The 24,755-nt window shown below is 70.1% G+C and carries 21 protein-coding genes; 9 read left to right on the top strand and 12 right to left on the bottom strand.

Going from position 1 to position 24,755, the window contains the following annotated elements:
- Window positions 1-12: 12 nt before the first annotated feature.
- Both sufB and ACFYM2_RS16885 read right to left on the bottom strand, forming a co-directional pair.
- Complete coding sequence (gene sufB, locus ACFYM2_RS16880) at window positions 13-1,434, bottom strand: Fe-S cluster assembly protein SufB (RefSeq protein WP_120724505.1); 1,422 nt, start codon at window positions 1,432-1,434, stop codon at window positions 13-15.
- Window positions 1,431-2,183, bottom strand: a complete 753-nt coding sequence (locus ACFYM2_RS16885; RefSeq protein ID WP_359007386.1) for an ArsR family transcriptional regulator — start codon at window positions 2,181-2,183, stop codon at window positions 1,431-1,433. Before ACFYM2_RS16885 ends, sufB begins: the two co-directional genes overlap by 4 nt.
- A gap of 173 nt (window positions 2,184-2,356) precedes the next feature.
- Here ACFYM2_RS16885 and ACFYM2_RS16890 point away from each other — a divergent pair, with 173 nt between their 5' ends.
- From ACFYM2_RS16890 to ACFYM2_RS16905, 4 genes are all read left to right on the top strand, one after another.
- Complete coding sequence (locus tag ACFYM2_RS16890; RefSeq protein WP_388836900.1) at window positions 2,357-3,160, top strand: aminoglycoside N(3)-acetyltransferase; 804 nt, start codon at window positions 2,357-2,359, stop codon at window positions 3,158-3,160.
- Between the two features lie 165 nt (window positions 3,161-3,325).
- Window positions 3,326-4,252 (top strand): ABC transporter ATP-binding protein, encoded by a 927-nt coding sequence (locus ACFYM2_RS16895; RefSeq protein ID WP_388836903.1) that lies wholly within the window; start codon window positions 3,326-3,328, stop codon window positions 4,250-4,252.
- The gene (locus ACFYM2_RS16900) at window positions 4,249-5,016 is read left to right on the top strand and encodes an ABC transporter permease (protein WP_359007392.1); all 768 of its coding nucleotides are present in this window, start codon (window positions 4,249-4,251) and stop codon (window positions 5,014-5,016) included. The genes ACFYM2_RS16895 and ACFYM2_RS16900 overlap by 4 nt, the downstream gene beginning before the upstream one ends.
- A gap of 113 nt (window positions 5,017-5,129) precedes the next feature.
- The gene (locus tag ACFYM2_RS16905) at window positions 5,130-6,125 is read left to right on the top strand and encodes a heme A synthase (protein ID WP_388457339.1); all 996 of its coding nucleotides are present in this window, start codon (window positions 5,130-5,132) and stop codon (window positions 6,123-6,125) included.
- 84 nt (window positions 6,126-6,209) lie between these two features.
- Here ACFYM2_RS16905 and ACFYM2_RS16910 read toward each other — a convergent pair whose 3' ends face one another.
- The 3 genes from ACFYM2_RS16910 to ACFYM2_RS16920 form a co-directional block, all read right to left on the bottom strand.
- On the bottom strand, window positions 6,210-7,292 hold the full coding sequence (locus tag ACFYM2_RS16910) for an amidohydrolase (protein WP_388836906.1): 1,083 nt from the start codon (window positions 7,290-7,292) through the stop codon (window positions 6,210-6,212).
- A 77-nt stretch (window positions 7,293-7,369) separates the two neighbouring features.
- Window positions 7,370-7,726, bottom strand: a complete 357-nt coding sequence (locus ACFYM2_RS16915; protein WP_359007398.1) for a hypothetical protein — start codon at window positions 7,724-7,726, stop codon at window positions 7,370-7,372.
- An 88-nt stretch (window positions 7,727-7,814) separates the two neighbouring features.
- Window positions 7,815-8,768 (bottom strand): heme o synthase, encoded by a 954-nt coding sequence (locus ACFYM2_RS16920; RefSeq protein WP_359007401.1) that lies wholly within the window; start codon window positions 8,766-8,768, stop codon window positions 7,815-7,817.
- Between the two features lie 307 nt (window positions 8,769-9,075).
- Between ACFYM2_RS16920 and tkt the strand changes: the two genes are divergently transcribed.
- From tkt to pgl, 5 genes are read left to right on the top strand one after another with little or no spacing between them, the layout of a single operon-like run.
- Window positions 9,076-11,163 carry a transketolase gene (gene tkt / locus ACFYM2_RS16925; protein ID WP_388836909.1) on the top strand — a complete coding sequence of 696 codons (2,088 nt, stop codon included), beginning with the start codon at window positions 9,076-9,078 and terminating at the stop codon, window positions 11,161-11,163.
- Between the two features lie 35 nt (window positions 11,164-11,198).
- Window positions 11,199-12,317, top strand: coding sequence for a transaldolase (gene tal, locus ACFYM2_RS16930; protein WP_359007407.1), 1,119 nt, complete (start codon window positions 11,199-11,201; stop codon window positions 12,315-12,317).
- Between the two features lie 3 nt (window positions 12,318-12,320).
- Complete coding sequence (gene zwf, locus ACFYM2_RS16935) at window positions 12,321-13,853, top strand: glucose-6-phosphate dehydrogenase (RefSeq protein WP_359007410.1); 1,533 nt, start codon at window positions 12,321-12,323, stop codon at window positions 13,851-13,853.
- Window positions 13,850-14,884: a glucose-6-phosphate dehydrogenase assembly protein OpcA gene (gene opcA, locus ACFYM2_RS16940; RefSeq protein ID WP_388836912.1), complete on the top strand. Its 1,035-nt coding sequence runs from the start codon at window positions 13,850-13,852 to the stop codon at window positions 14,882-14,884. The genes zwf and opcA overlap by 4 nt, the downstream gene beginning before the upstream one ends.
- The gene (gene pgl / locus ACFYM2_RS16945; RefSeq protein WP_359007415.1) at window positions 14,881-15,663 is read left to right on the top strand and encodes a 6-phosphogluconolactonase; all 783 of its coding nucleotides are present in this window, start codon (window positions 14,881-14,883) and stop codon (window positions 15,661-15,663) included. Before opcA ends, pgl begins: the two co-directional genes overlap by 4 nt.
- Window positions 15,664-15,747: 84 nt before the next feature.
- On the opposite strand, the gene pgi is transcribed toward pgl, so the two are convergent.
- From pgi to ACFYM2_RS16980, 7 genes are all read right to left on the bottom strand, one after another.
- Window positions 15,748-17,400: a glucose-6-phosphate isomerase gene (gene pgi / locus ACFYM2_RS16950; RefSeq protein ID WP_359007445.1), complete on the bottom strand. Its 1,653-nt coding sequence runs from the start codon at window positions 17,398-17,400 to the stop codon at window positions 15,748-15,750.
- Between the two features lie 247 nt (window positions 17,401-17,647).
- The gene (locus tag ACFYM2_RS16955) at window positions 17,648-17,983 is read right to left on the bottom strand and encodes an RNA polymerase-binding protein RbpA (RefSeq protein WP_003976875.1); all 336 of its coding nucleotides are present in this window, start codon (window positions 17,981-17,983) and stop codon (window positions 17,648-17,650) included.
- 113 nt (window positions 17,984-18,096) lie between these two features.
- Window positions 18,097-18,330 (bottom strand): preprotein translocase subunit SecG, encoded by a 234-nt coding sequence (gene secG, locus ACFYM2_RS16960; RefSeq protein ID WP_261711188.1) that lies wholly within the window; start codon window positions 18,328-18,330, stop codon window positions 18,097-18,099.
- Between the two features lie 108 nt (window positions 18,331-18,438).
- Window positions 18,439-19,215 carry a triose-phosphate isomerase gene (tpiA, locus tag ACFYM2_RS16965; RefSeq protein ID WP_359007418.1) on the bottom strand — a complete coding sequence of 259 codons (777 nt, stop codon included), beginning with the start codon at window positions 19,213-19,215 and terminating at the stop codon, window positions 18,439-18,441.
- 6 nt (window positions 19,216-19,221) lie between these two features.
- Window positions 19,222-20,433 carry a phosphoglycerate kinase gene (locus ACFYM2_RS16970; protein WP_359007421.1) on the bottom strand — a complete coding sequence of 404 codons (1,212 nt, stop codon included), beginning with the start codon at window positions 20,431-20,433 and terminating at the stop codon, window positions 19,222-19,224.
- A gap of 120 nt (window positions 20,434-20,553) precedes the next feature.
- The gene (gene gap / locus ACFYM2_RS16975; protein ID WP_359007424.1) at window positions 20,554-21,564 is read right to left on the bottom strand and encodes a type I glyceraldehyde-3-phosphate dehydrogenase; all 1,011 of its coding nucleotides are present in this window, start codon (window positions 21,562-21,564) and stop codon (window positions 20,554-20,556) included.
- Between the two features lie 206 nt (window positions 21,565-21,770).
- Window positions 21,771-24,731: a M14 family zinc carboxypeptidase gene (locus ACFYM2_RS16980; protein ID WP_388836915.1), complete on the bottom strand. Its 2,961-nt coding sequence runs from the start codon at window positions 24,729-24,731 to the stop codon at window positions 21,771-21,773.
- Window positions 24,732-24,755: the final 24 nt, after the last annotated feature.

Consider the following 24,755-nt stretch of genomic DNA (forward strand, 5'->3'; position numbering starts at 1 on the left):
GGGGAACGGTCGTTATCCGACCGATCCCTCCATTTGCAGTTCGATCAGCCGGTTGAGCTCAAGGGCGTACTCCATGGGGAGCTCCTTGGCGATCGGCTCGACGAAGCCGCGCACGATCATCGCCATCGCCTCGAACTCGGTCAGACCGCGGCTCATCAGGTAGAAGAGCTGGTCCTCTGAGACCTTGGAGACCGTCGCCTCGTGGCCCATGGACACGTCGTCCTCGCGGACGTCCACGTAGGGGTAGGTGTCCGAGCGGGAGATCGTGTCGACGAGCAGCGCGTCGCACAGCACGTTCGACTTGGAGCCGTGGGCGCCCTCGCCGATCTCGACGAGGCCCCGGTAGGAGGTGCGGCCGCCGCCGCGCGCCACCGACTTGGAGACGATGTTGGAGGAGGTGTTCGGCGCCATGTGGACCATCTTGGAGCCGGCGTCCTGGTGCTGGCCCTCGCCCGCGAAGGCGATGGACAGCGTCTCGCCCTTGGCGTGCTCGCCCATCAGGTAGACGGCCGGGTACTTCATGGTGACCTTGGAACCGATGTTGCCGTCGATCCACTCCATGGTCGCGCCCTCGTACGCCACGGCGCGCTTGGTGACCAGGTTGTAGACGTTGTTCGACCAGTTCTGGATCGTCGTGTAGCGGCAGCGGCCGCCCTTCTTGACGATGATCTCCACGACGGCGCTGTGCAGCGAGTCCGAGGAGTAGATCGGGGCGGTGCAGCCCTCGACGTAGTGGACGTACGCGTCCTCGTCGACGATGATCAGCGTCCGCTCGAACTGGCCCATGTTCTCGGTGTTGATCCGGAAGTAGGCCTGGAGCGGGATGTCGACGTGGACGCCCTTGGGCACGTAGATGAACGAGCCGCCCGACCACACCGCGGTGTTCAGCGACGCGAACTTGTTGTCGCCGACCGGAATGACGGTGCCGAAGTACTCCTGGAAGAGCTCGGGGTGCTCCTTCAGGGCGGTGTCGGTGTCGAGGAAGATGACGCCCTGCTCCTCCAGGTCCTCACGGATCTGGTGGTAGACGACCTCGGACTCGTACTGGGCCGCGACACCGGCCACCAGGCGCTGCTTCTCCGCCTCGGGGATGCCGAGCTTGTCGTACGTGTTCTTGATGTCCGCGGGCAGGTCCTCCCAGGACGCCGCCTGCTTCTCGGTGGAGCGCACGAAGTACTTGATGTTGTCGAAGTCGATGCCGGAGAGGTCGGAGCCCCAGTTCGGCATGGGCTTCTTGTCGAACAGCCGCAGGCCCTTGAGGCGCAGCTTCAGCATCCACTCCGGCTCGTTCTTCTTCTGCGAGATGTCGCGCACGACAGCCTCGGAAAGACCGCGCTTGGCAGCGGCGCCGGCCGCGTCGGAGTCGGCCCAGCCGTATTCGTACGTGCCCAGGCCATCGAGCTCAGGGTGGGCAGTCTCCGTGGGGAGCGTCATGCGGGGTTCCTCCCGGCCGTGCTTGCGGATGCTTGCTGGTGTGTGGTCTGTGGTGGCGCCCCGTGCGGGATGAACGTGGTGCAGACGCCGTCGCCATGGGCGATGGTCGCCAGGCGCTGCACATGCGTTCCCAGGAGGCGGGAGAAGAACTCGGTCTCCGCCTCGCACAGCTGCGGGTACCGCTCGGCGGCGTGGGCGACCGGGCAGTGGTGCTGGCACAGCTGCTCGCCCCGCTGCGGATGGGGCGCGCCGCGCGCCGTAGCAGCGTACCCGTCCGCGCTCAAGGCCTTGGCGAGGGCTTGGGCGCGCTCCTCGGGAGCCGCGGCCGCGATCGCGTCCCGGTACGCCCCGGCCTGGGCCTCGACGCGGGCGCGCGCGAACGCCGCGACGGCTTCCTCGCCGGCCGCGCCGCCGCCGGCGGACTGCTCGATCCAGTGCAGGGCGTCGACGGCGAGCTTGTCGTAGGACTGCTCGAAGGCGTCCCGGCCGCAGTCGGTCAGGGCGAAGACCTTGGCCGGGCGGCCACGGGTCCGCGCGCCGTACACGCGCTGCTCGCGCGGTGTGACGACCTCGTCGGCGACGAGCGCGTCGAGGTGGCGGCGGACGGCTGCCTGGGTGAGGCCGAGGCGGTTGGCGAGGTCCTGTGCGGTCGAGGGCCCGTGGTCCAGGATCGAGCGCGCGACCCGGTTGCGGGTGGACCGCTCACCGGTCGCGAGTTCCTCCTGGGGAGCCTCACCGACGTTTTTCACAACACCATTGTTGCGTAATTCCTCAGGGCCTGACAACCCACGTCCCGATCACCGGCCGGTGCGGTGCATCACTTAGGCGAACCTAAGCTGACCTGCGGAAACGATCTTTGATCGATCGTCGGGCCGGTAATTCACTGGCCCCGAGGGCAGGCCGTGCGCCAGACTCGTCCGCCATGCCCACACCGCCTGTGACCGGCCCTTTGTGTACGCGCGACACGCTCGCGGACGACCTGCGCACCCTGGGGGTGCGGCCTGGTGAAACGCTCCTCGTGCACTCCTCCCTGACGTCACTGGGCTGGGTCTGCGGAGGCGCCGTCACGGTCGTTCGATCCCTTCTCGACACGCTGGGCGAAACGGGCACGCTCGTGGTCCCCGCGTTCTCCAACGACAACTCCGACCCCGCGCACTGGAGCCGCCCCGCCGTGCCCGAGGAGTGGTGGGAGCCCATCCGGGCCACGCTGCCCGCGTACGACCCGCCGACCACACCGAGTCGCGGCGTCGGCGCGGTTCCCGAGGCCGTGCGCACCTGGCCCGGCGCGCTGCGCAGCGCCCACCCGCAGACCTCCTTCGCCGCGATCGGCCCGGGCGCGTCGCGGATCACCGCGGACCACCCCCACGACTGCCGGCTCGGCGAGCGCAGCCCGCTGGCCCGCCTGGAGGAAGCCGGCGCCCGGGTGCTGCTGCTGGGCGCGGGCTTCGACTCCTGCACCTCCTTCCACCTCGCGGAGTACCGCGTGCCCGGGCCCACGGCGGACGTGTCGTTCGCGGTGCACACCCCCCGGGGCCGGCAGTGGCTCACGGTGCGCGACACCGACCTGGACAGCGAGTGCTTCGGCGCCCTTGGCACCGACTTCGAGCGGGACACGGACGTGGCGCGCGGCACGGTGGGGGCCGCGGCCTGCCGCCTCTTCCCGGTGCGCGACGCGGTCGCCTACGCGCGGCGGTGGCCGCCCGTGCACCGCCCGCGTGAGGAGTGACGGCGGGGAACAACCGACGCGCCCCGCACGTGAACCCGGTACGCCCCGGCCTCCTCGCACCTCGTCAGCGGCAGCCTGCGTCCGAGCGGGCCCCCGCAGCGGCGGGGCCCCGCGCCGAGGGGTCCCGCGCCGAGGGGTTCCGCGCCCCGCCTAGACTTGCCGGTCATGAACAGCGAGCCCGTCGTCCAGGTCGTGGGCCTGGTCAAGCGGTACGGACCGAAGACCGCCGTGGACGGCCTCGACCTCACGGTCGGCGCCGGCGCCGTGACCGCCGTCCTCGGCCCCAACGGCGCCGGCAAGACCACCACCATCGAGACCTGCGAGGGCTATCGCAGGCCCGACGCCGGCACCGTCCGCGTCCTCGGCCTCGACCCGGTCGCCGACGCCGCGCGCCTCAAGCCGCGTGTCGGCGTCATGCTCCAGTCCGGCGGCGTCTACTCCGGCGCCCGCGCCGACGAAATGCTGCGCCACATGGCCAAGCTGCACGCCCACCCGCTCGACGTGGACGCGCTCATCGAGCGCCTGGGGCTCGATGGGTGCGGCCGCACCACCTACCGCAGGCTCTCCGGCGGCCAGCAGCAGCGCCTCGCGCTCGCGATGGCCGTCGTCGGCCGGCCCGAACTCGTCTTCCTCGACGAGCCGACCGCGGGCCTGGACCCGCAGGCCCGCCGCGCCACCTGGGACCTCGTGCGCGAGCTGCGCGCCGACGGCGTCTCGGTGGTGCTCACCACCCACTTCATGGACGAGGCCGAGACGCTGGCCGACGACGTGGCCATCGTGGACGCGGGCAAGGTCGTCGCGCAGGGCTCCCCCGAGCGGCTGTGCAAGGGCGGCGCGGAGAACACCCTGCGCTTCACCGGCCGCCCCGGCCTCGACCTCGCCTCCCTCCTCAAGGCGCTGCCCGACGGCTCGGCCGCGGCGGAACTGACGCCGGGCACCTACCGCATCGACGGCGCCATCGACCCCCAGCTGCTGGCCACCGTCACCTCCTGGTGCGCCCAGCACGGCGTGATGCCGGACGGCATCTCGGTCGAACGCCGCACGCTGGAGGACGTCTTCATCGAACTGACCGGTAAGGAGCTGCGCGCATGAGCGCCGGTACGTACGCGCCGAAGCCGGGCGCCGCGCCGCTCGGGCGGATGATCGGGGCGCAGACCGCGCTGGAGACGCGGATGCTGCTGCGCAACGGCGAGCAGCTGCTGCTCACCGTGATCATCCCGAGCCTGCTCCTGGTGCTGTTCTCGACCGTCGACATCATCGACACCGGCCGGGGCAAGTCCGTGGACTTCCTGACTCCCGGGGTCCTCGCGCTCGCCGTGATGTCGACCGCCTTCACCGGCCAGGCCATCGCGACCGGGTTCGAGCGGCGCTACGGGGTGCTCAAGCGGCTCGGCGCCTCCCCGCTGCCGCGCTGGGCGCTGATGACCTCCAAGACGCTCGCGGTGCTGGTCACCGAGGTGCTGCAAGTCGTGCTGCTCACCGTGATCGCCTTCGCGCTCGGCTGGTCCCCGCACGGCAACCCCTTCGCGGTGCTGCTCCTGATGGTGCTCGGCACGGCCGCGTTCTCCGGGCTCGGTCTGCTCATGGCCGGCACCCTGAAGGCCGAGGCCACGCTCGCCGCCGCCAACCTGGTGTTCCTGCTGCTGCTCGTGGCCGGCGGGGTCATCGTGCCGATGGACAAGTTCCCCGGCGGCGTGCGGACGGTCCTCGACCTGCTGCCCATCTCGGCCCTGTCCGACGGGCTGCGCGACGTGCTCGCGAGCGGCGCCTCGATGCCGTGGGGCGACCTCGCCATCCTCGCGGTGTGGGCGGTGCTCGGCCTCGGCGCGGCCGCGAAGTTCTTCCGCTGGGAGTGAGCCGGGGCTGTGCCCGGGGGGACGTCGCTCGGTGGCGAACCCGCCGGAACGTGGCGGACCCGCCGGGACCCCCTCGTGAAAACATGCACAAACGGGCCCTTACGATAGGGCCCATGCCGAAAGTGACCCGCGCCGATGTGACCGCAGCGGCCCGCAATCCGCTTCTCTTCATCGCACAGCGCTGGACCGCGTCCCCCCGGATCGTGCGGCGCGCGGCCCTCGCCGCCCTCGTCATGGCCGTCGCCATCGTGGTGACCGGCGGCGCGGTGCGGCTCACCGGCTCCGGCCTCGGCTGCCCGACCTGGCCCAAGTGCACGAGCGACAGCCTGACCGCCACCAGCGAGATGGGCTTTCGCGGCGCGATCGAGTTCACCAACCGGATGCTGACGTACGTCCTGTGCGCGGCGGTCGGCTGGGCGATCATCGCGGCCCGCTCGGCGAAGCCCTGGCGGCGTCCGCTGACCCGGCTCGGCTGGGTGCAGTTCTGGGTGGTCATGGGCAACGCGGTCCTCGGCGGCATCGTCGTCCTGGTCGGCCTCAACCCGTACACGGTGGCCGCCCACTTCCTGCTCTCCAGCGCGCTCATCGCGGTGGCCGTCGTCACCTGGCAGCGCGCGCGGGAGGGCGACGGCGCGCCAAGGCCCCTGGTGGGCAAGGCGGTTGTCCAGCTGACCTGGCTCCTGGTGGGCGCGTCGGCCGCCCTGATCGCGGTCGGCACGATCGTCACCGGCACCGGCCGCCACCCCGGCGACTCCAAGGACGTGGCGCGCATCCCGCTGGACTGGACGATGATCACCCAGCTGCACGCGGACCTCGCCTGGATCGTGGTGGCGCTCGCCGTCGCGCTGTGGTTCGTCCTCAAGGCCGTCGACGCGCCGCCCGGGCCCCGCGCCCGGGCCCGCGACCTGTTCCTCGTCCTGCTGGGCCAGGGCGTGATCGGTTACGTCCAGTACTTCCTGAAGACGCCCGAGATCCTGGTCGGGCTGCACATGCTGGGCTCGTGCCTGGTGTGGATCGCCGTGCTGCGGGTGCTGCTCTCGCTGCGCGAGCGGCCCGAGGTCACGGCGGAGCTCCCGGCGCAGGCCGATCCCGCCCTCAGCCACGCCTGACCCTCCGGACGAGCGCCGCCGGGCCCATCGTCCGGCGGCCCGGGCGAGGCGGTCCCGCCCGCTCTCCACGCCCCGCCCACTCCTCTACGCCGCGCCCGCGAGCCCGTAGACGCGCCGCGCGTTGCCCGCCGCGATCATCTCCGCCACCCGCCGCGCGTCCCCGCCCGACCACGCGCCATCGGCCACCCAGCCGCCGAGCACCCGGCCGAGCGCCTGCGAGAACAGCCGGGCCCCCACCACATGGAGTTCGGGCAGCCCCCAGGCCCCGCTGGAGTAGAGCACCTTCCCGAACGGGGCCAGCTCCATGATCTCCGCCAGGACGCCCGCGGCCCGCGCCCCGGTGCGGACCAGGGCCGGCCCTGCGTCGGTGTACACATGCGGATGGACGCCCGCCAGATGGGCGGCCTGGCGGTGGTAGGGATAGCCGTGCAGCAGCACCAGATCGGTGCCGAGCCCACTCGTCGCGTCCGCGAACGCGGCCAGCGGCATCGGGTCGGCCATCCCCAGCTGGAGCTGGAGCGGGCGTCCGCTCGCGACGGCGTTCCACAGCAGATGGCGCAGGAGCACCGGGTCGTCGAGGCGACCGTGCCGGCGCCGGCCCGCGAGCCACCGTCCGGCCGCGCCGCGCACCTCACCGGGCCCGGGCGGGCGCGGGTCGAGTTCGGCGCGGGCGCCCGTCACGCAGGCGAAGGCGACGGCGGACGCCGCCGCGGTGTGGACGGCTTCGGCGAGGTTGGCGAGGAAGGACGCGACGCTCCCCGAGGTGTCGGCGACCTGCTCGGCCAGGAGTTCGAGGCACACGATCTCGTGGGCGTCGGCCGCGCCCGCGGCGGCGATCTCGTGGGGCGCGGTGAGGTCGCCCGGCACGCCGGTGTCCACCAGATAGGTGGAAATTCCCGAGCCCCTGAGCAGGCGTCTGCCCGCCTCGATGGCGCCCAGCTCGCGCCGGCGGGCCAGATAGCGGGCCGGCGGGCAGTGCGGCTCCAGATCCAGGAGCGGGGGGCACCAGCGGCGTACCGCGAAACCGGTCTGGGTGTCGAAGAAGGTGGTGCCGGGGGCGGGCAGCGTCCCGGTGCGGCCGAGCGCCGTCTCGAAGGTTCCGAGGCCGAGCTCGGTGCGCAGGATGCCGTGGCAGTACTGGTCCACCAGGGGCGGGGTGTCGATCATCCGGGGCTCCCTGCGGTGGACGCGCTTGCACCCCTCCTAACGGGTGAGCCCCGGATCGGTGTTGCTCCGCGTCTCGCTCAGCTGTTCTTCGGACCGCCGAGCTGGATGCCGGCCATGCGGGACCACTCGTAGGGCCCGGTCCTCACCTTGGCGGCGAACTCGCCGTCGAAGTCCTCGTGAAGGGTGATGCCGGACTTCGCCACGGCGCTCAGCGCGACGGCGTGGCTCGGGGCCACCAGGTCGCCCCAGCCGCCGTCCTCGCCCACCAGCACGATGCGGGCGCCCTTCTGGCCGATGTACGCCACCTGGCCCTCGGCGCCGCCGTGCTCCTTGGCGAAGGAGCCGATCGCGCGGGCCAGCCTGACCGCGTGCCGTTCGGCCTTCGCGCCCTGCTTGTCGTCAACCGGGGTGTCTGCAACCTGGGTGTCTGCCATGCCGCGATGCTACTAGCGGGTAGATCCAGGAGCGAGAAGAGGGGCCAGTGGCTTGCGCCACTGGCCCCTCCACGCGTTCACCGGCCGCTCAGCGCAGGAACGGGTCCACCGCGACGGCCACGAAGAGCAGCGAGACATAGGTGATGGACCAGTGGAACAGGCGCATCTCCTTGAGCTTGGCGCCGGTCGTCTCGTTCCTGGCGCGGGACTGGAGCGCGTGCGCCTCCCACAGCCACCAGCCGCCCGAGACCAGCGCGACGGCCGTGTAGAACCAGCCGGTGTAGCCGAGCGGGGTCAGCAGCAGCGAGACGGCGACCATCACCCAGCTGTAGATCACGATCTGGCGGGCCACGACCTTGTTGGAGGCGACCACCGGCAGCATCGGCACGCCGACCCGCGCGTAGTCCTCCTTGACCTTCATGGACAGCGGCCAGTAGTGCGGCGGCGTCCAGAAGAACATCACGAGGAAGAGGATGACCGGCGCCCACGACATCGAGTTGGTGACCGAGGACCAGCCGATGAGCACCGGCAGACAGCCCGCGATGCCGCCCCAGACGATGTTCTGCGAGGTCCGGCGCTTGAGCAGCATCGTGTACACGACGACGTAGAAGAGCAGCGCGCCGAGCGAGAGGGCCGCCGAGAACCAGTTGACCAGGAGGCCGAACCACAGCGTGGAGATGACCGCCAGCGAGATGCCGAAGACCAGGCATTCGCGCGGCGAGACCATGCCCGTCACCAGCGGACGCTGCGACGTGCGGTCCATCAGCGCGTCGATGTCGCGGTCGATGTACATGTTCAGGGCGTTTGCGCCGCCCGCTGAGAGGTACCCGCCCAGTGTGGTCGCGAAGACCAGCCACAGCGGAGGAACGCCCTGTTCGGCCAGGAACATCACCGGAATGGTGGTGATGAGCAGCAGTTCGATGATTCGTGGCTTGGTCAGCGCCACAAAGGCCTTGACGCGGGCCCCGAACGGCCGATGGCCCCCCGGGCTGGGAGTCAAGACGACCCCTGCGGGTCGGGACTCGACGGCCGTCACGCACACCCCTGACAGAGAATTCCCAGCAAGTCCCCGGTGATCCGGGACGTTCCCGGACGTGAAGGCCCGGTAAAGACTTGCGCGTACCACGCCACTGTAGACGTTGCCCATACGCCGCCATCCCCGGGGGTGGGGTCGTGTTGGGGACGGTTCGTCAGGAGGCGGATTTCGCCGCTCCCCGGCACCCTGGACATGTCCGTCTCGCCGTGCAGTCGGTCGAAAAGATGAGCGTTCCTGCGGGGGTAGGCTCGACAACGCCCGGTGCGCCCTCAGTCACCGGGATACGACATGTGGAGAGGAGCCCTGACTCAGGGTGAGCACCAAGCCGACCACCACAGACCTCCAGTGGACCGAGCTGGACCAGCGGGCCGTTGACACCGGCCGGGTACTGGCCGCGGATGCCGTACAGAAGGTCGGCAACGGCCATCCCGGTACGGCGATGAGCCTGTCCCCGGCCGCGTACACCCTCTTCCAGAAGGTGATGCGGCACGACCCGGCGGACGCCGACTGGGTCGGACGCGACCGTTTCGTCCTCTCGGCGGGCCACTCGTCCCTGACCCTCTACATCCAGCTGTACCTGGCCGGTTTCGGCCTGGAGCTGGATGACCTGAAGGCGTTTCGGACCTGGGGTTCCAAGACCCCCGGCCACCCGGAGTACGGCCACACCACCGGCGTCGAGACGACCACGGGCCCGCTGGGCCAGGGTGTCGCCAACGCCGTGGGCATGGCGATGGCCGCCCGCTACGAGCGCGGCCTCTTCGACCCGGAGGCGGCCCCCGGCACCTCCCCGTTCGACCACTTCGTCTTCGCGATCGCCGGCGACGGCTGCCTCCAGGAGGGCATCTCCTCCGAGGCGTCCTCGCTCGCCGGTCACCAGAAGCTCGGCAACCTGATCCTGCTGTGGGACGACAACCACATCTCGATCGAGGGCGACACCGAGACCGCCGTCTCCGAGGACACCGTCAAGCGGTACGAGGCGTACGGCTGGCACGTCCAGCGCGTGGCGCCCAAGCCCGACGGCGACCTGGACCCGGAGGCGCTGTACGACGCCATCGAGGCCGCCAAGGCCGTCACCGACCGCCCTTCGTTCATCGCGATGCGCTCGATCATCGCCTGGCCCGCCCCGCACGCGCAGAACACCGAGGCCGCGCACGGCTCGGCGCTCGGCGACGACGAGGTGGCCGCCACCAAGCGCGTCCTCGGCTTCGACCCGGAGAAGTCCTTCGACGTCGCCGACGAGGTCCTGGCGCACACCCGCAAGGCGCTCGACCGGGGCCGCGAGGCCAAGGCCGAGTGGGAGAAGGCCTTCGCCGCGTGGCGCACCGCCAACCCCGAGCGCGCCGCCGAGTTCGACCGCGTCAACGCGGGCGAGCTGCCCGAGGGCTGGGAGTCGCACCTTCCCGTCTTCGAGACCGGCAAGGCCGTCGCCACCCGTGCCGCGTCCGGCAAGGTCCTCCAGGCGCTCGGCGCGGTCGTGCCCGAGCTGTGGGGCGGCTCCGCCGACCTCGCCGGCTCGAACAACACGACCATCGACAAGACGTCGTCGTTCCTGCCGGCCGGCAACCCGCTGCCCGAGGCCGACCCGTACGGGCGCACCGTGCACTTCGGCATCCGTGAGCACTCCATGGCCGCGGAGATGAACGGCATCGCGCTGCACGGCCACACCCGCGTCTACGGCGGCACCTTCCTGGTGTTCTCCGACTACATGCGCAACGCCGTGCGCCTGTCGGCCCTGATGCACCTGCCGGTGACGTACGTGTGGACGCACGACTCCATCGGCCTTGGCGAGGACGGCCCGACGCACCAGCCGGTCGAGCACCTGGCCTCGCTGCGCGCCATCCCCGGCCTCAACGTGGTCCGCCCCGCGGACGCCAACGAGACCGCCATCGCCTGGCGCGAAATCCTCAAGCGCTACACCAAGGTGTACGGCAGGGGGGCCCCGCACGGCCTCGTGCTGACCCGCCAGGGCGTGCCGACCTACGAGGTCAACGAGGACGCCGCCAAGGGCGGTTACGTGCTCGTGGACGCCGAGGGCGGCGACGCGCAGGTCGTGCTCATCGGCACCGGCTCCGAGGTGCAGCTCGCCGTCGAGGCGCGCGAGCAGCTCCAGGCCGCCGGCGTCCCGACCCGCGTGGTCTCGATGCCGTGCGTGGAGTGGTTCGAGAGCCAGGACCAGGCGTACAAGGACAGCGTCCTTCCGCCGTCGGTCAAGGCGCGCGTCGCGGTCGAGGCCGGCATCGGTCTGACCTGGCACCGCTTCGTCGGTGACGCGGGCCGCATCGTCTCGCTGGAGCACTTCGGCGCTTCGGCGGACGCCAAGGTCCTGTTCAAGGAGTTCGGCTTCACCGCCGACCACGTGGCCGCCGCCGCCCGGGAATCTCTGGAAGCCGCCGCGCGCTGACGCCGGTATACGAACTAGTAGGAGATGCATTTCTCATGACAGACGCACTCAAGCGCCTCTCCGACGAAGGCGTCGCGATCTGGCTCGACGACCTGTCGCGCAAGCGGATCACGTCCGGCAACCTGGCCGAGCTGATCGACCAGTCGCACGTGGTGGGCGTCACCACCAACCCGTCCATCTTCCAGAAGGCGATCAGCCAGGGTGACGGCTACGACACCCAGCTGACCGACCTCGCGGCCCGCGAGGTGACCGTCGAAGAAGCCATCCGCATGATCACGACGGCTGACGTGAGGGACGCCGCCGACATCCTGCGCCCGGTCTTCGACGCCACCGACGGCCAGGACGGCCGGGTCTCCATCGAGGTCGACCCGCGCCTGGCGCACAACACCCGCGCCACGGTCGCCGAGGCCAAGCAGCTGGCGTGGCTGGTGGACCGGCCCAACACGCTCATCAAGATCCCGGCCACCGAGGCGGGTCTGCCGGCGATCGCCGAGACCATCGGTCTCGGCATCAGCGTCAACGTCACGCTGATCTTCTCGCTCGAGCGCTACCGCAAGGTCATGGACGCCTACCTCACCGGCCTGGAGAAGGCCAAGGAGCGCGGCCTGGACCTCTCGAAGATCCACTCCGTGGCGTCCTTCTTCGTGTCCCGCGTGGACACCGAGATCGACAAGCGGATCGACGCGCTCGGCACCGACGAGGCCAAGGCCGCCCGCGGCAAGGCCGGTCTGGCCAACGCGCGCCTGGCCTACCAGGCGTACGAGGAGGTCTTCGCCTCCGACCGCTGGGCCGCGCTCGACAAGGCGCACGCCAACAAGCAGCGCCCGCTGTGGGCCTCCACCGGCGTCAAGGACAAGGCGTACAAGGACACCCTGTACGTGGACGACCTGGTGGCGCCCAACACGGTCAACACCATGCCGGAGGCCACCTTGGAGGCCGCCGCCGACCACGGGCAGATCACCGGCGACACGGTGACCGGCACCTACGAGCAGGCGCGTGCCGACCTCGACGCCGTCGAGAAGCTGGGGATCTCCTACGACGAGGTCGTGCGGCTCCTCGAGGACGAGGGCGTGGAGAAGTTCGAAGGCGCCTGGAACGACCTGCTCAAGTCCACCGAGGCGGAGCTCAAGCGCCTCGCACCCTCGGAGGCGTAAATCTTGACCGCGATTCGCCAAGCGAATCCGCTCCGTGACGCAGCAGACCGACGGCTCCCGCGCATCGCGGGGCCGTCGGGCCTGGTGATCTTCGGCGTCACGGGCGATTTGTCCCGTAAAAAGTTGATGCCCGCCGTCTATGACCTCGCCAACCGGGGTCTGCTGCCGCCGGGCTTTTCCCTGATCGGTTTCGCCCGCCGCGAGTGGCAGGACGAGGACTTCGCCCAAGAGGTCCACGACGCGGTCAAGGCGCACGCCCGTACGCCGTTCCGTGAGGAGGTCTGGCAGCAGCTCATCCAGGGGATGCGCTTCGTCCAGGGCGACTTCGACGACGACGAGGCCTTCGAGACGCTGAAGTCCACGGTCCAGGAGCTCGACAAGGCGCAGGGCACGGGCGGCAATTACGCCTTCTACCTGTCGGTGCCGCCGAAGTTCTTCCCCAAGGTCGTCCAGCAGCTCAAGAAGCACGGGCTCGCCGACCAGAAGGACGGCTCCTGGCGCCGCGCGGTCATCGAGAAGCCCTTCGGCCACGACCTGGTCTCCGCCGAGGAGCTGAACCAGGTCGTGCACGAGGTCTTCCCGCCCAACGAGGTCTTCCGCATCGACCACTACCTGGGCAAGGAGACCGTCCAGAACATCCTGGCGCTGCGGTTCGCGAACACCATGTTCGAGCCGCTGTGGAACCGCTCCTACGTCGACCACGTACAGATCACGATGGCCGAGGACATCGGCATCGGCGGCCGGGCCGGCTACTACGACGGCATCGGCGCGGCCCGCGACGTCATCCAGAACCACCTGCTCCAGCTGATGGCGCTGACCGCGATGGAGGAGCCCGCCTCCTTCGACGCGGACGCGCTTGCGGCGGAGAAGACCAAGGTGCTCGGCGCGGTACGGCTGCCCAAGGACCTCGGCGCCTCCACCGTGCGGGCCCAGTACGCGGCCGGGTGGCAGGGCGGCGAGAAGGCCGTCGGCTACCTCCAGGAAGACGGCATCGACCCCAAGTCGAACACCGACACCTACGCCGCGATCAAGCTGGAGATCGACAACCGCCGCTGGGCGGGCGTCCCGTTCTACCTGCGCACCGGCAAGCGGCTCGGCCGGCGCGTCACCGAGATCGCGGTGGTCTTCCAGCGCGCCCCGCACTCCCCCTTCGACCACACCGCGACGGAGGAGCTGGGCCAGAACGCCCTGGTCATCCGGGTGCAGCCGGACGAGGGCGTGACGGTGCGCTTCGGCTCCAAGGTGCCGGGCACCTCGATGGAGGTGCGCGACGTCTCCATGGACTTCGCCTATGGCGAGTCCTTCACGGAGTCGAGCCCCGAGGCCTACGAACGCCTCATCCTGGACGTCCTGCTGGGCGACTCCAACCTCTTCCCGCGCGTGGAGGAGGTCGAGCTGTCCTGGAAGATCCTCGACCCGATCGAGAAGTACTGGGACGCCCACGGCAAGCCCGCCCAGTACCCCTCGGGGACCTGGGGTCCCGCCGAGGCGGACGACATGCTCGCACGAGACGGACGGAGCTGGCGCCGGCCATGAAGATCGACCTTACGGACACCACGTCCAGCAAGATCAACAAGGCGCTCGTGCAGGGACGCAGGGCGGTGGGCACCCCCGCCGTCGGCATGGTGCTCACGCTCGTCATCGTCACCGACGAGGAGAACGCCTACGACGCCCTGCGCGCGGCGAGCGACGCCTCGCGCGAGCACCCCTCGCGCACGCTCGTCGTCATCAAGCGCGTCTCGCGCTCGCCGCGCGACCGCACCGGCTCCCGCCTCGACGCCGAAGTACGCGTCGGCGCGGACGCCGGCACCGGTGAGACGGTGATGCTGCGCATGTACGGCGAAGTGCTCAACCACGCCCAGTCGGTGGTCCTTCCGCTGCTCCTGCCGGACGCGCCGGTCGTCGTGTGGTGGCCGGTGAACGCCCCGACCGACCCGGCACAGGACCCCCTGGGCGCGCTCGCCCAGCGCCGGGTGACCGACACCTACACGGCCGAGCAGCCGATCCAGGAGCTGTCCGCGCGCGCCGAGGCGTACACCCCCGGCGACACCGACCTCTCCTGGACCCGCATCACGCCCTGGCGCTCGATGCTGGCCGCCGCTCTCGACCAGGTGGCCTGCAAGGTCACCGCCGCCGAGGTGGAGGGCGAGGAGTTCAACCCGAGCTGCGAACTGCTCGGGATGTGGCTCGCCGACCGCCTCGACGTGCCGGTCAGGCGCTCCCTCTCGCAGGGCCCGGGCCTCACCGCCGTACGCCTGGAGACGGACGGCGGCCCGATCGTCCTGGACCGCGCGGACGGCTCGCTCGCCACGCTGTCCATGCGGGGCCAGCCGGACCGCGCGGTGGCCCTCAAGCGCCGCGAGACCTCCGAGCTCATCGCGGAGGAACTGCGCCGCCTGGACCCCGACGACACCTACGCCTCCGCGTTGAGGTACGGCGTCGACAAGCTCGGCCACGGCCTGGAGGAGAAGACCGCGGGGGCCGGCAAGGACAGCCCCGACGACGCCGAGGCCAAGGCGGCGCCGGCGAAGAAGGCGGCGCCGGCCAAGAAGGCAGCGGCCAAGTGAGCACACCGCAGCTCGTCGTCCACCGTGACAAGGAGCTGATGGCCGAGGCAGCGGCGGCCCGCCTCATCACCAAGGTCGTGGATGCGCAGGCCTCGCGCGGCTGGGCCTCGGTGGTCCTCACCGGCGGCCGCAACGGCAACGGGCTGCTCGCGGCCCTTGCCTCCTCGCCGGCCCGGGACGCGATCGACTGGTCGCGTCTCGACCTGTGGTGGGGTGACGAGCGGTTCGTGCCCGACGGTGACCCCGAGCGCAACCACACCCAGGCCCGTGCGGCGCTGCTCGACGCGGTGCCGCTGGACCCCGGGCGGGTCCACGCGATGCCGGCGGCCGGCGGCGCGTACGGCAACGACGCGGATGCGGCGGCCGCCGCCTACGCGGCCGAACTCGCCCGTGCCGCGGGTCCCGAGGACCACGGCCCGGTGCCGACGTTCGACGTGCTGATGCTGGGCGTCGGCCCCGACACCCATGTGGCGTCGCTGTTCCCGGAGCTGCCCGGGGTGCGGGAGACCGAGCGGATGGTGGTCGGGGTGCACGGCGCTCCGAAGCCGCCGCCCACGCGGATCTCGCTCACCCTCCCGGCGATCCGGGCGGCCCGCGAGGTGTGGCTGCTCGCGGCCGGCGAGGACAAGGCGGGCGCGGCGAAGATGGCCCTGTCGGGTGCGGGCGAGGTGCAGGCCCCGGCGGCCGGTGCCTACGGTCGCGCCCGCACCCTGTGGCTCCTGGACGCGGCCGCCGCCTCCCAGCTGCCCAGGTCGCTGTATCCCCCGGCGTCCGCCTGACGCCCGAGGCCCGATGCGAACGGCCCGGCCCTCCCCCACTCGGGGGCGGACCGGGCCGTTGGCCGTTACGGGCGCCTCAGCGGCTCAACGGCCGCGCAGCGAACGGTACGTGGCGACCAGGGCCTTGCTGGAGGCGTCCAGGCCCGGCACGTCGGCACCCTCGGTCAGGGCGGGCTCGACCCGCTTGGCGAGGACCTTGCCGAGCTCGACGCCCCACTGGTCGAAGGAGTCGATGTTCCACACGGCGCCCTGGACGAACACCTTGTGCTCGTACAGCGCGATGAGCTGGCCGAGGACCGAGGGGGTCAGCTCCTTGGCCAGGATCGTGGTGGTGGGGTGGTTGCCCCGGAAGGTCTTGTGCGGCACGAGCTCTTCGGACACGCCCTCGGCGCGCACCTCATCGGGGGTCTTGCCGAAGGCAAGGGCCTGCGTCTGGGCGAAGAAGTTGGCCATCAGGAGGTCGTGCTGGGCGACGAGGCCCGGCAGCAGGCCGGCGACGGGCTCCGCGAAGCCGATGAAGTCGGCCGGGATGACCTTGGTGCCCTGATGGATCAACTGGTAGTACGCGTGCTGCCCGTTGGTGCCCGGGGTGCCCCACACCACAGGACCTGTCTCCCAGTCGACCGGGTTGCCGTCGCGGTCCACCGACTTGCCGTTGGACTCCATGTCGAGCTGCTGGAGGTAGGCGGTGAACTTCGACAGGTAGTGGCTGTAGGGCAGCACCGCGTGCGACTGGGCGTCGAAGAACGCCCCGTACCACACCCCCAACAGGCCCATCAGCAACGGCGCGTTGGACTCGGCGGGCGCGGTACGGAAGTGCTCGTCGACCAGGTGGAAACCGTCCAGCATCTCGCGGAACCGGTCGGAGCCGATCGCGATCATCAGCGAGAGACCGATGGCGGAGTCGAAGGAGTACCGTCCGCCGACCCAGTCCCAGAAGCCGAACATGTTGGCCGTGTCGATGCCGAAGTCGGCGACCTTCTCGGCGTTGGTCGACAGGGCCACGAAGTGCCGGGCGACGGCGTCCTGACCGGCCCTCAGCTCGGTGAGCAGCCAGTCGCGGGCCGAGGTGGCGTTGGTGATGGTCTCGATGGTGGTGAACGTCTTGGACGCGATGATGAACAGTGTCTCGGCGGCGTCCAGGTCGCGGACCGCCTCGTGCAGATCGGCGCCGTCCACGTTGGAGACGAAACGGACCGTCAGGTCCCGGTCGCTGAACGACTTCAGGGCCTCGTAGGCCATGGCGGGACCGAGGTCGGAGCCGCCGATGCCGATGTTGACGACGTTCTTGATGGGCTTGCCGGTGTGGCCGGTCCACTCGCCCGAGCGGATCTTCGCCGAGAACGCGGCCATCTTGTCCAGGACTTCGTGGACGCCGGGCACCACGTTCTCGCCGTCGACCTCGATCACCGCGTCGCGCGGGGCGCGCAGCGCGGTGTGCAGGACGGCGCGGTCCTCGGTGGTGTTGATCTTCTCGCCGCGGAACATGGCGTCCCGCAGCCCCTCGACGTCGGTGGCCGCGGCCAGCTCGCGCAGGAGCGCGAGGGTTTCGCCGGTCACCAGGTGCTTGGAGTAGTCGAGGTGGAGGTCGCCGACCCGCAGGGTGTAGGCGGTGCCCCGGTCGGGCTCGGCGGCGAACAGCTCGCGCAGATGGGTCCGGCCCAACTGCTCCCGGTGCTTGCCCAGTGCGGTCCACTCGGGCATCTGGTTGAGCCTGGTACGGCTTCCTGCGTTCATCTGCGGCATCAGCCCACTTCTACTCGTACGTGCGTACCTTTGCCCCGCTGCCCCTCCAACCTAATTGATCAGGCGGCGCGGGCAGGAATCAGCGCGGCGGTATCAGGCGCGAAGAAGCCAGGAGAAAGGCCGTGCGAAGGAGAACCAGAAAAAGAAGAAGGAAGGCGTGAGCGGGCGGGGCTTGTGCCCCGGACGCACCGAAGGGCCCTGCGGATGAACCGAGTTCATCCCGTGGGCCCTTCATCCGTCAGATCTCGCCCCGCAGCTTGGCGAGTGCTTCCGCGAGGATCGCCTCGCCGTCCGCGTCGCTGCGGCGCTCCCGTACGTACGCCAGGTGGGTCTTGTACGGCTCGGTGCGTGGCGGGTCCGGCGGGTTGTCCCGGTCCTGTCCCGCGGGGAATCCGCAGCGCGGGCAGTCCCACGTCTCCGGAACCTGTGCGTCACTGGCGAAGCTCGGCTGCGTCTCGTGCCCGTTGGAGCACCAGAAGGAGATGCGCAGGCGCGGCGCGGACTCGCCCCGCTCGGCCTCGCCCATCGGCCCCGCTCCGACCCGGCTTCCCCGGATCGCGTTGCCACTTGCCACGGTCGTAACTCCCTGCGTGATGGTGCTCGAAGATGCCCCAGTCTACGTAAGGCCCAACGCGCGTCCAGCGATTGGAGTTACACCCCACCCCCGAAACGCCGGATGACGACGCTTTACTTGAGCTTCATCAGCAGACCAAGTACGACAATGCACGCGAACCACAACAGACCGATCACGATGGTGATGCGGTCGAGATTGCGCTCGGCGACCGAGGAGCCGCCGACGGAGGACTGCATACCACCGCCGAACATGTCGGAGAGGCCGCCACCCTTTCCCTTGTGCATCAGCACCAGCAGCATCAGCAGCAGGCTGAAGACGATCAGGGCAATCGAGAACCCGACAATCACGGCTGGACCAACTTCCTAGGACTGATATGGCGACGGGGGCCGGGGGGACATTCCACAATCCCTGTCCCGGCCCCCGCAAGGGTACGACGGATCCGCGCTACCGCATACTTACTGGTCGCGGAAGCGGACGATCTTGACGAACTCGTCGGCGTCCAGTGCGGCGCCTCCGATCAGGGCTCCGTCGACGTCCGGCTGAGCCATGATCGCGGCGACGTTCCCGGACTTCACCGAGCCGCCGTACTGGATGCGCACCTTGTCGGCGAGCTCCTGCGAGTACAGCTCGGCCAGGCGCGCGCGGATCGCCCCGCACACCTCCTGGGCGTCCTCGGGGGTGGCGACCTCGCCGGTGCCGATCGCCCAGACCGGCTCGTAGGCGATCACGATGGACTCGGCCTGCTCGGCGGGGACGTCCTTGAGGGCGCCGTCGAGCTGGGCCAGCGTGTAGGGGACCTGCTCGCCGGCCTTGCGGACGTCCAGGCCCTCGCCGACGCAGAGGATCGGGGTCAGGCCGTGCTGGAAGGCGGCCTTCACCTTGGCGTTGCAGAGCTCGTCGCTCTCGCCGTGGTACTGCCGGCGCTCGGAGTGGCCCACGGCGACGTAGGCGCACTTCAGCTTGGCCAGCATCGCGCCCGAGATCTCACCGGTGTAGGCACCGGATTCGTGCGCCGAGATGTCCTGGGCGCCGTACTTGATCTTGAGCTTGTCGCCGTCGACCAGGGTCTGCACGGAGCGCAGGTCGACGAAGGGCGGCAGGACGGCGACCTCGACGGCGTCGTAGTCCTTGTCGGCGAGTGCGAAGGCGAGCTTCTGGACGTGCGCGATGGCCTCGAGGTGGTTGAGGTTCATCTTCCAGTTGCCCGCCATCAGCGGGGTACGGGTGCTCACAGGTGTTCAGTCCTCCAGTGCGGCGAGGCCGGGAAGCGTCTTGCCCTCGAGGTATTCGAGGCTCGCGCCGCCACCGGTCGAGATGTGTCCGAACTTCGTCTCGTCGAAGCCCAGGTTACGGACGGCCGCGGCGGAGTCGCCACCGCCGACCACGGTGAAGCCCTTGCTGTCGAGCAGCGCCTGCGCGACGGCGGCGGTGCCGCCGGCGTAGTCGGGGTGTTCGGCGACGCCTACGGGGCCGTTCCAGAACACGGTCTCGGCGTCGGTGATCTTCGAAGCGAACAGCTCGCGGGTCCTGGGGCCGATGTCCAGGCCCTCCTTGTCCGCGGGGATCTTGTCCGCGTCGACGGTCTCGAAGTCGGCCGGCGCCTTGGTCTTCAGGTCGGGGAAGTCCTTGGAGACCAGCACGTCGACCGGGAGCACCAGCTCCACACCGCTCTTCTCGGCGCGCTCCATGTACTCCTTGACGACCGGGATCTGGTCCTCCTGGAGCAGGGAGATGCCGACCTCGTGCCCCTGGGCCTTGAGGAAGGTGTACGCCATACCGCCGCCGATCAGCAGGCGGTCGGCCTTGCCGAGCAGTTCGTCGATGACCGCGAGCTTGTCGGAGACCTTGGCGCCGCCGAGCACGACCGTGTAGGGGCGCTTGACGTCCTCGGTCAGCTTCCTCAGGACGCCGACCTCGGTGGCGATGAGGTGGCCCGCGTAGTGCGGCAGGCGCGCCGGCAGGTCGAAGACGGAGGCGTGCTTGCGGTGCACCGCGCCGAAGCCGTCGCCGACGTACACATCGGCGAGGGCGGCGAGCTGGTCGGCGAAGGCGCCGCGCTCGGCGTCGTCCTTGGCCGTCTCGCCGGCGTTGAAGCGCAGGTTCTCGATGACCGCGACCTGGCCGGGCTCAAGCCCGTCGACCGCGTCGTGGGCGGCGGCGCCGACGGTGTCCTGGGCGAACGCGACCGGCGCGCCCAGGAGTTCGCCAAGCCGCTCGGCGGCGGGCAGAAGCGAGAACTGCGGGTCCGGGGCGCCCTTGGGACGGCCCAGGTGCGAGGCCACGACGACCTTGGCGTCGGCAGCGAGCAGCGCCTGAAGGGTGGGGAGCACGGCGCGGATGCGGCCGTCGTCGGTGATGCGGCCTTCGGCCAGCGGCACGTTGAGGTCGGCGCGGACGAATACCCGCTTGCCCGCGACGCCTTCGGCGAGAAGTTCGTCGATCGTCTTCATGTGAGGGTGGCTCCTTGAATGGTACGAGTCGGGGCGGTCAGGACAGGCGACAGGGCCCGCACAGCGCATCATCGCGCTGCCCGGGCCCTGTGGCTCACATCAATGCCTACCGGACCGTGGTCAGAGCTGGCCGCCGACGAAGACGGTCAGGTCCACGAGGCGGTTGGAGTAGCCCCACTCATTGTCGTACCAGCCGAGGATCTTCACCGTCTTGCCCTCCTGGACCATGGTCAGGGAGGAGTCGAAGGTGCAGGACGCCGGGTCGCCCACGATGTCGGAGGAGACGATCGGGTCCTCGGTGTAGTAAAGGATGTTCTTCAGGTCGCCGTCGCCCGCGGCCTTCTTGAACGCGGCGTTGACCTCGTCCTTGGTGACCTCGCGCTGGAGCTCCACGACCAGGTCGGTGGCCGAACCGGTCGGGACCGGGACGCGCATCGCGATGCCGTCGAGCTTGCCCTTGAGCTGCGGCAGGACCAGAGCGGTGGCCTTGGCGGCACCGGTCGTGGTCGGAATGATGTTCTCGGCGGCGGCGCGGGCGCGGCGCAGGTCCGAGTGCGGGAAGTCCAGGATGCGCTGGTCGTTGGTGTACGCGTGGACCGTCGTCATCAGACCCTTGACGATGCCGAAGTTCTCGTCGAGGACCTTGGCCATCGGCGCCACACAGTTGGTGGTGCAGGAGGCGTTGGAGATGACGTGGTGGTTGGCCGCGTCGTACTTGTCCTGGTTGACGCCCATCACGATGGTGATGTCCTCGTCCTTGGCCGGAGCCGAGATGAGGACCTTCTTCGCGCCGCCCGCGATGTGCTTTGCGGCGTCGGCCTTCTTGGTGAAGATGCCGGTCGACTCGATGACGATGTCGACGCCCAGCTGACCCCAGGGGATGTCGGCCGGGTCGCGCTCGGAGAGCACCTTGATGGTGTGGCCGTCGACCGTGATGGTGTCGGCGGTGTGGGTGACCTCGGCCTTGAGGCGGCCCAGGATGGTGTCGTACTTCAGGAGGTGAGCAGTGGTCGCGGTGTCACCAAGGTCGTTGACAGCCACGATCTCGATGTCTGCACCCTGCTCAAGGAGCGCCCGGAAGTAGTTGCGCCCGATGCGGCCGAAGCCGTTGATGCCTACGCGGATCGTCACGAACCGATCTCCTCGTTAGGTACGCCGGGTACTCGACGCCGGCGAGTTGTATGGGATGTCCCCGACCGCTTACGACCCTACCTCCCCGGGGCCGCCAAGGTGACATCAGAGCGCCCGTATGGTTCCGAAATCACGCCCGGAACGGCCCGGAGGCCCCTACCTCGTGCGGGTACGGACCCCCGGACACCCTATTTCGCTACGTGCTGTCAGCGGTCAAGCGCGTGGAGTGCTTTTTCGATCACCTGCTTGCGGGCGGAGGACGAAGTGATGTTTTCCAGGCCGAATCCGAGCAGAACGGTGTCGCGGGTGCTGACGGCGGCCGAGGAGTGGAAGAGCGCCTGCGAGCGCGCCCAGTCCCCCCGGTTGCCGGGACTGCCGGCCGGCGCCCCCAAAACGCTCCAGGGCCCCAGCGAGGTCTCGAAGCCCTCGGCCCCCTGCGGCGCGCCGCCGACCACGAGCCGGGTGTCGTCGACGAAGGCGCCGAGGCCCCCGGTGCCCGGGTCGGACACATAGGAGACGGCGACCTCGACCTGCTTGCCCGCGTACGCGCCGAGGTCGAAGGACACCTGCCGCCAGCCGTTGGAGGAGCCGGTGAACCGGTTCCAGACGCCGCTGGTGCCAGAGCCCGCGCAGGCGGGCGAGCCGGGGGTGAGGTAGTGCGTCAAGAAGGGGTGGTCCTTGAGCAGGAAGCCCTGTTCGCACTGGCTGGGCACGCTGGTGGTGCTGGCCCCGTGGGTGTCCGCGAGCGTCGTCCAGTCGTCCTGGCCCACCGTGTGCGCCTCGACGATCACCTGGTCGTAACCGGGTTCGGTGTCGTAGCTGAGCTGGAAGTCCAGGCTCGGCTTCCGGGCGGCCGTCGTCCCCGCGAGATCGACGGTGCGGGCGAGCCGCATGTAGGCGTCGTCGCTGTGGCGCGCCGCCGCGAACCAGGAGCCCTCGGCGGGCTCGAAGGACGTGCGCGCCCCGGGGTAGTCACCGGCGGAGGCGCTGTGGAACTGCGGGAACCGGTCGGGCTTGAGGGTGTCGGAGGTGATGGTGTACGCGCCGGCCGCCGTCAGCGGGCTGCCGCTCGCCGCGCCCAGCGGGGCCTTCGCGCCCGCGAGTTTCCCGGCCCCGGCGAAGGCGGGCGGGGAGGCGAGCCCGGCCTTGTTGTAGGCGCCGAGGTAGTACTGCGAGAAGTCGTCGGACAGGGCACCGGCGCCGAGGTCGACGCTGCCGCCGGCCTGCGCACCTGCGTTGATCAGCTTGCCGCCCTCGTTGACGAAGTCGCGTACGGCGAACGTGGTGGCGGCCGACGGCGCCCTCGCGGGGTCGCCGCCGGTGTACCAGAGGACGGTGCGGAAGTGGCTGAGCACACCGAGCGCGCTCGGGGCGCCCTGGGTCGCCACGTCCCACACCGCCGCCTTCACGCCGTTGTCGGCGAGCGCCCTGGTGTAGAGCGCGGCGTTCTTGGCGGGGGCGGCGCCGCCCTCGTCGGCGAGGACCAGGGTGTCGCCCCCGGGCCGGCCGGCCACCGTGTACGTGAAGGGCGTACTGGACGTCCTGTCGCCCGCGGCGGTGGTGCCGGTGAACCACACCTCGACCTTGTCGCCGGCGTCCGCGCCCTCGACCTTGGCGCGGTACTGGTCGAAGCGGATGTTGTCCTCGCCGCCGAAGACCTCGCCGCCCTTCCAGGGCTCCAGCTCCTCGGTGTGCCTGCGGCCGTTGTTGATCCGGTAGTTGAGGGTCTTGTCGCGCACCGACTTGCGTACGGTGACGGCGACTTCCTGGTCGTCGTCGCGCGTGTACGACGTCGCGAACGTGTCCGGCGTGAAGTCGGGCGCGTCGATGCCGACCGAGGAGGAGGGCCGGTCGGGGTGGGCGGAGGTCTCGGCGACCGAGAGCGCGAAGGGGATGTTCTTCTCGAACTCGCCCTGGATCAGCTTCTCGCTGTCGGGGAAATTGAAGTCGGAGGGGCAGTCCGCCGCGTTCCACGCGTCGTTGGGGTCCACGTTGGAGGCGGTGGTGCACGTCGACATCTCCGGGGTGAACATCATGGTGCCGTTGACGTTCGCCGCATGCCCGTCGGCCTCCCCGTTGGTGGTGTACAGCGCGGAGGAGACCTCCGAGAGGTAGCCGGGGATGGCCGGCTTGTCGGGGGTGCCGGCCAGCGACTTGTACAGGACGTCGTCGGGCGTCGGCGTGGCGACCTGCCAGCCCACTCCGTACAGCAGCAGCTCGGCCGCCGAGTGGTAGTTGATCGCGTAGTTGAAGTGGATCCGCTTCTCGAAGGAGTCGAGCGCCTTGGTCTCGGGCTCGCTGCCCGCGCTCGGTCCCCGGTAGGTCTCGTTGGAGGGGTCGTCGGAGGAACCCTCGTTGTCGTAGCCCCACTTGTAGGGGAAGTTGCGGTTCGGGTCGACGCCGTCGACCGAGGTTATTTTGCCGTCGCCGTTGTTGTCGCGGAGGTTCTTGCGCCACAGGCGGTTGCCGGGCGTGAAGGTGTAGTCGTAGCCGTCCGGGTTGGCGGAGAGCACGAACCACAGCTCGGTGGAGTCCACGATCTTGGTGACGCGCGGGTCCTTGCCGTAGTTGTCGAGGTAGTAGTGCATCAGCCGCCGGGTCATCTCCGGGGTGATCCACTCCCGCGCGTGCTGGTTGGACATGTACAGCGTGGCGGGCTTGGAGCCGTCCTTGGACCTGGTCGCGCCCTTGGTGAGCTTGAGGGCGAGGATGTCCTGGCCGTCGACCGTCTTGCCGATCGACTCGACCTTGGTCAGGGACGGGTTGGCCTTGCCGGTGTCCAGGATCTCCTGCTTGAGGCCGCCCTTGCCGCTGTAGGGGCGGAACACGCCGTCGCCCGCGGCCTTGAGGCGGCTGCGGGCCTGGGCGGAGACCTTGCGCTCGGTGAGGTCGACGCCCTTGCCGCGCAGGGCGTCGGCCTGGGTCTTGGTGAGGTAGAGCTCGACTCCCGCGGCGCCCTTGGCGGGCAGGTCCGCGCCCAGTTCCTGGGCGTCGGCGCCCGCCTCCAGGAGCAGCGGCAACTGTGCGCGGCTGACCTGGGCGTTCCAGACGACGATGCCCTCGCCGTCGGCTCCGCCCGGCCGGGCCTGGGCGGCGGCGGGCGCCGCCACCAGCCCCGCCGTCAGGAGTGACGCGGCGGCGAGGACCGCTCTCGCTCTTCGTCTCATGAGCCCCCCTTGCTGATGTGTGCC

It is taken from the genome of Streptomyces sp. NPDC006711 (genome assembly GCF_042869775.1).
Classification (GTDB): Bacteria; Actinomycetota; Actinomycetes; order Streptomycetales; family Streptomycetaceae; genus Streptomyces.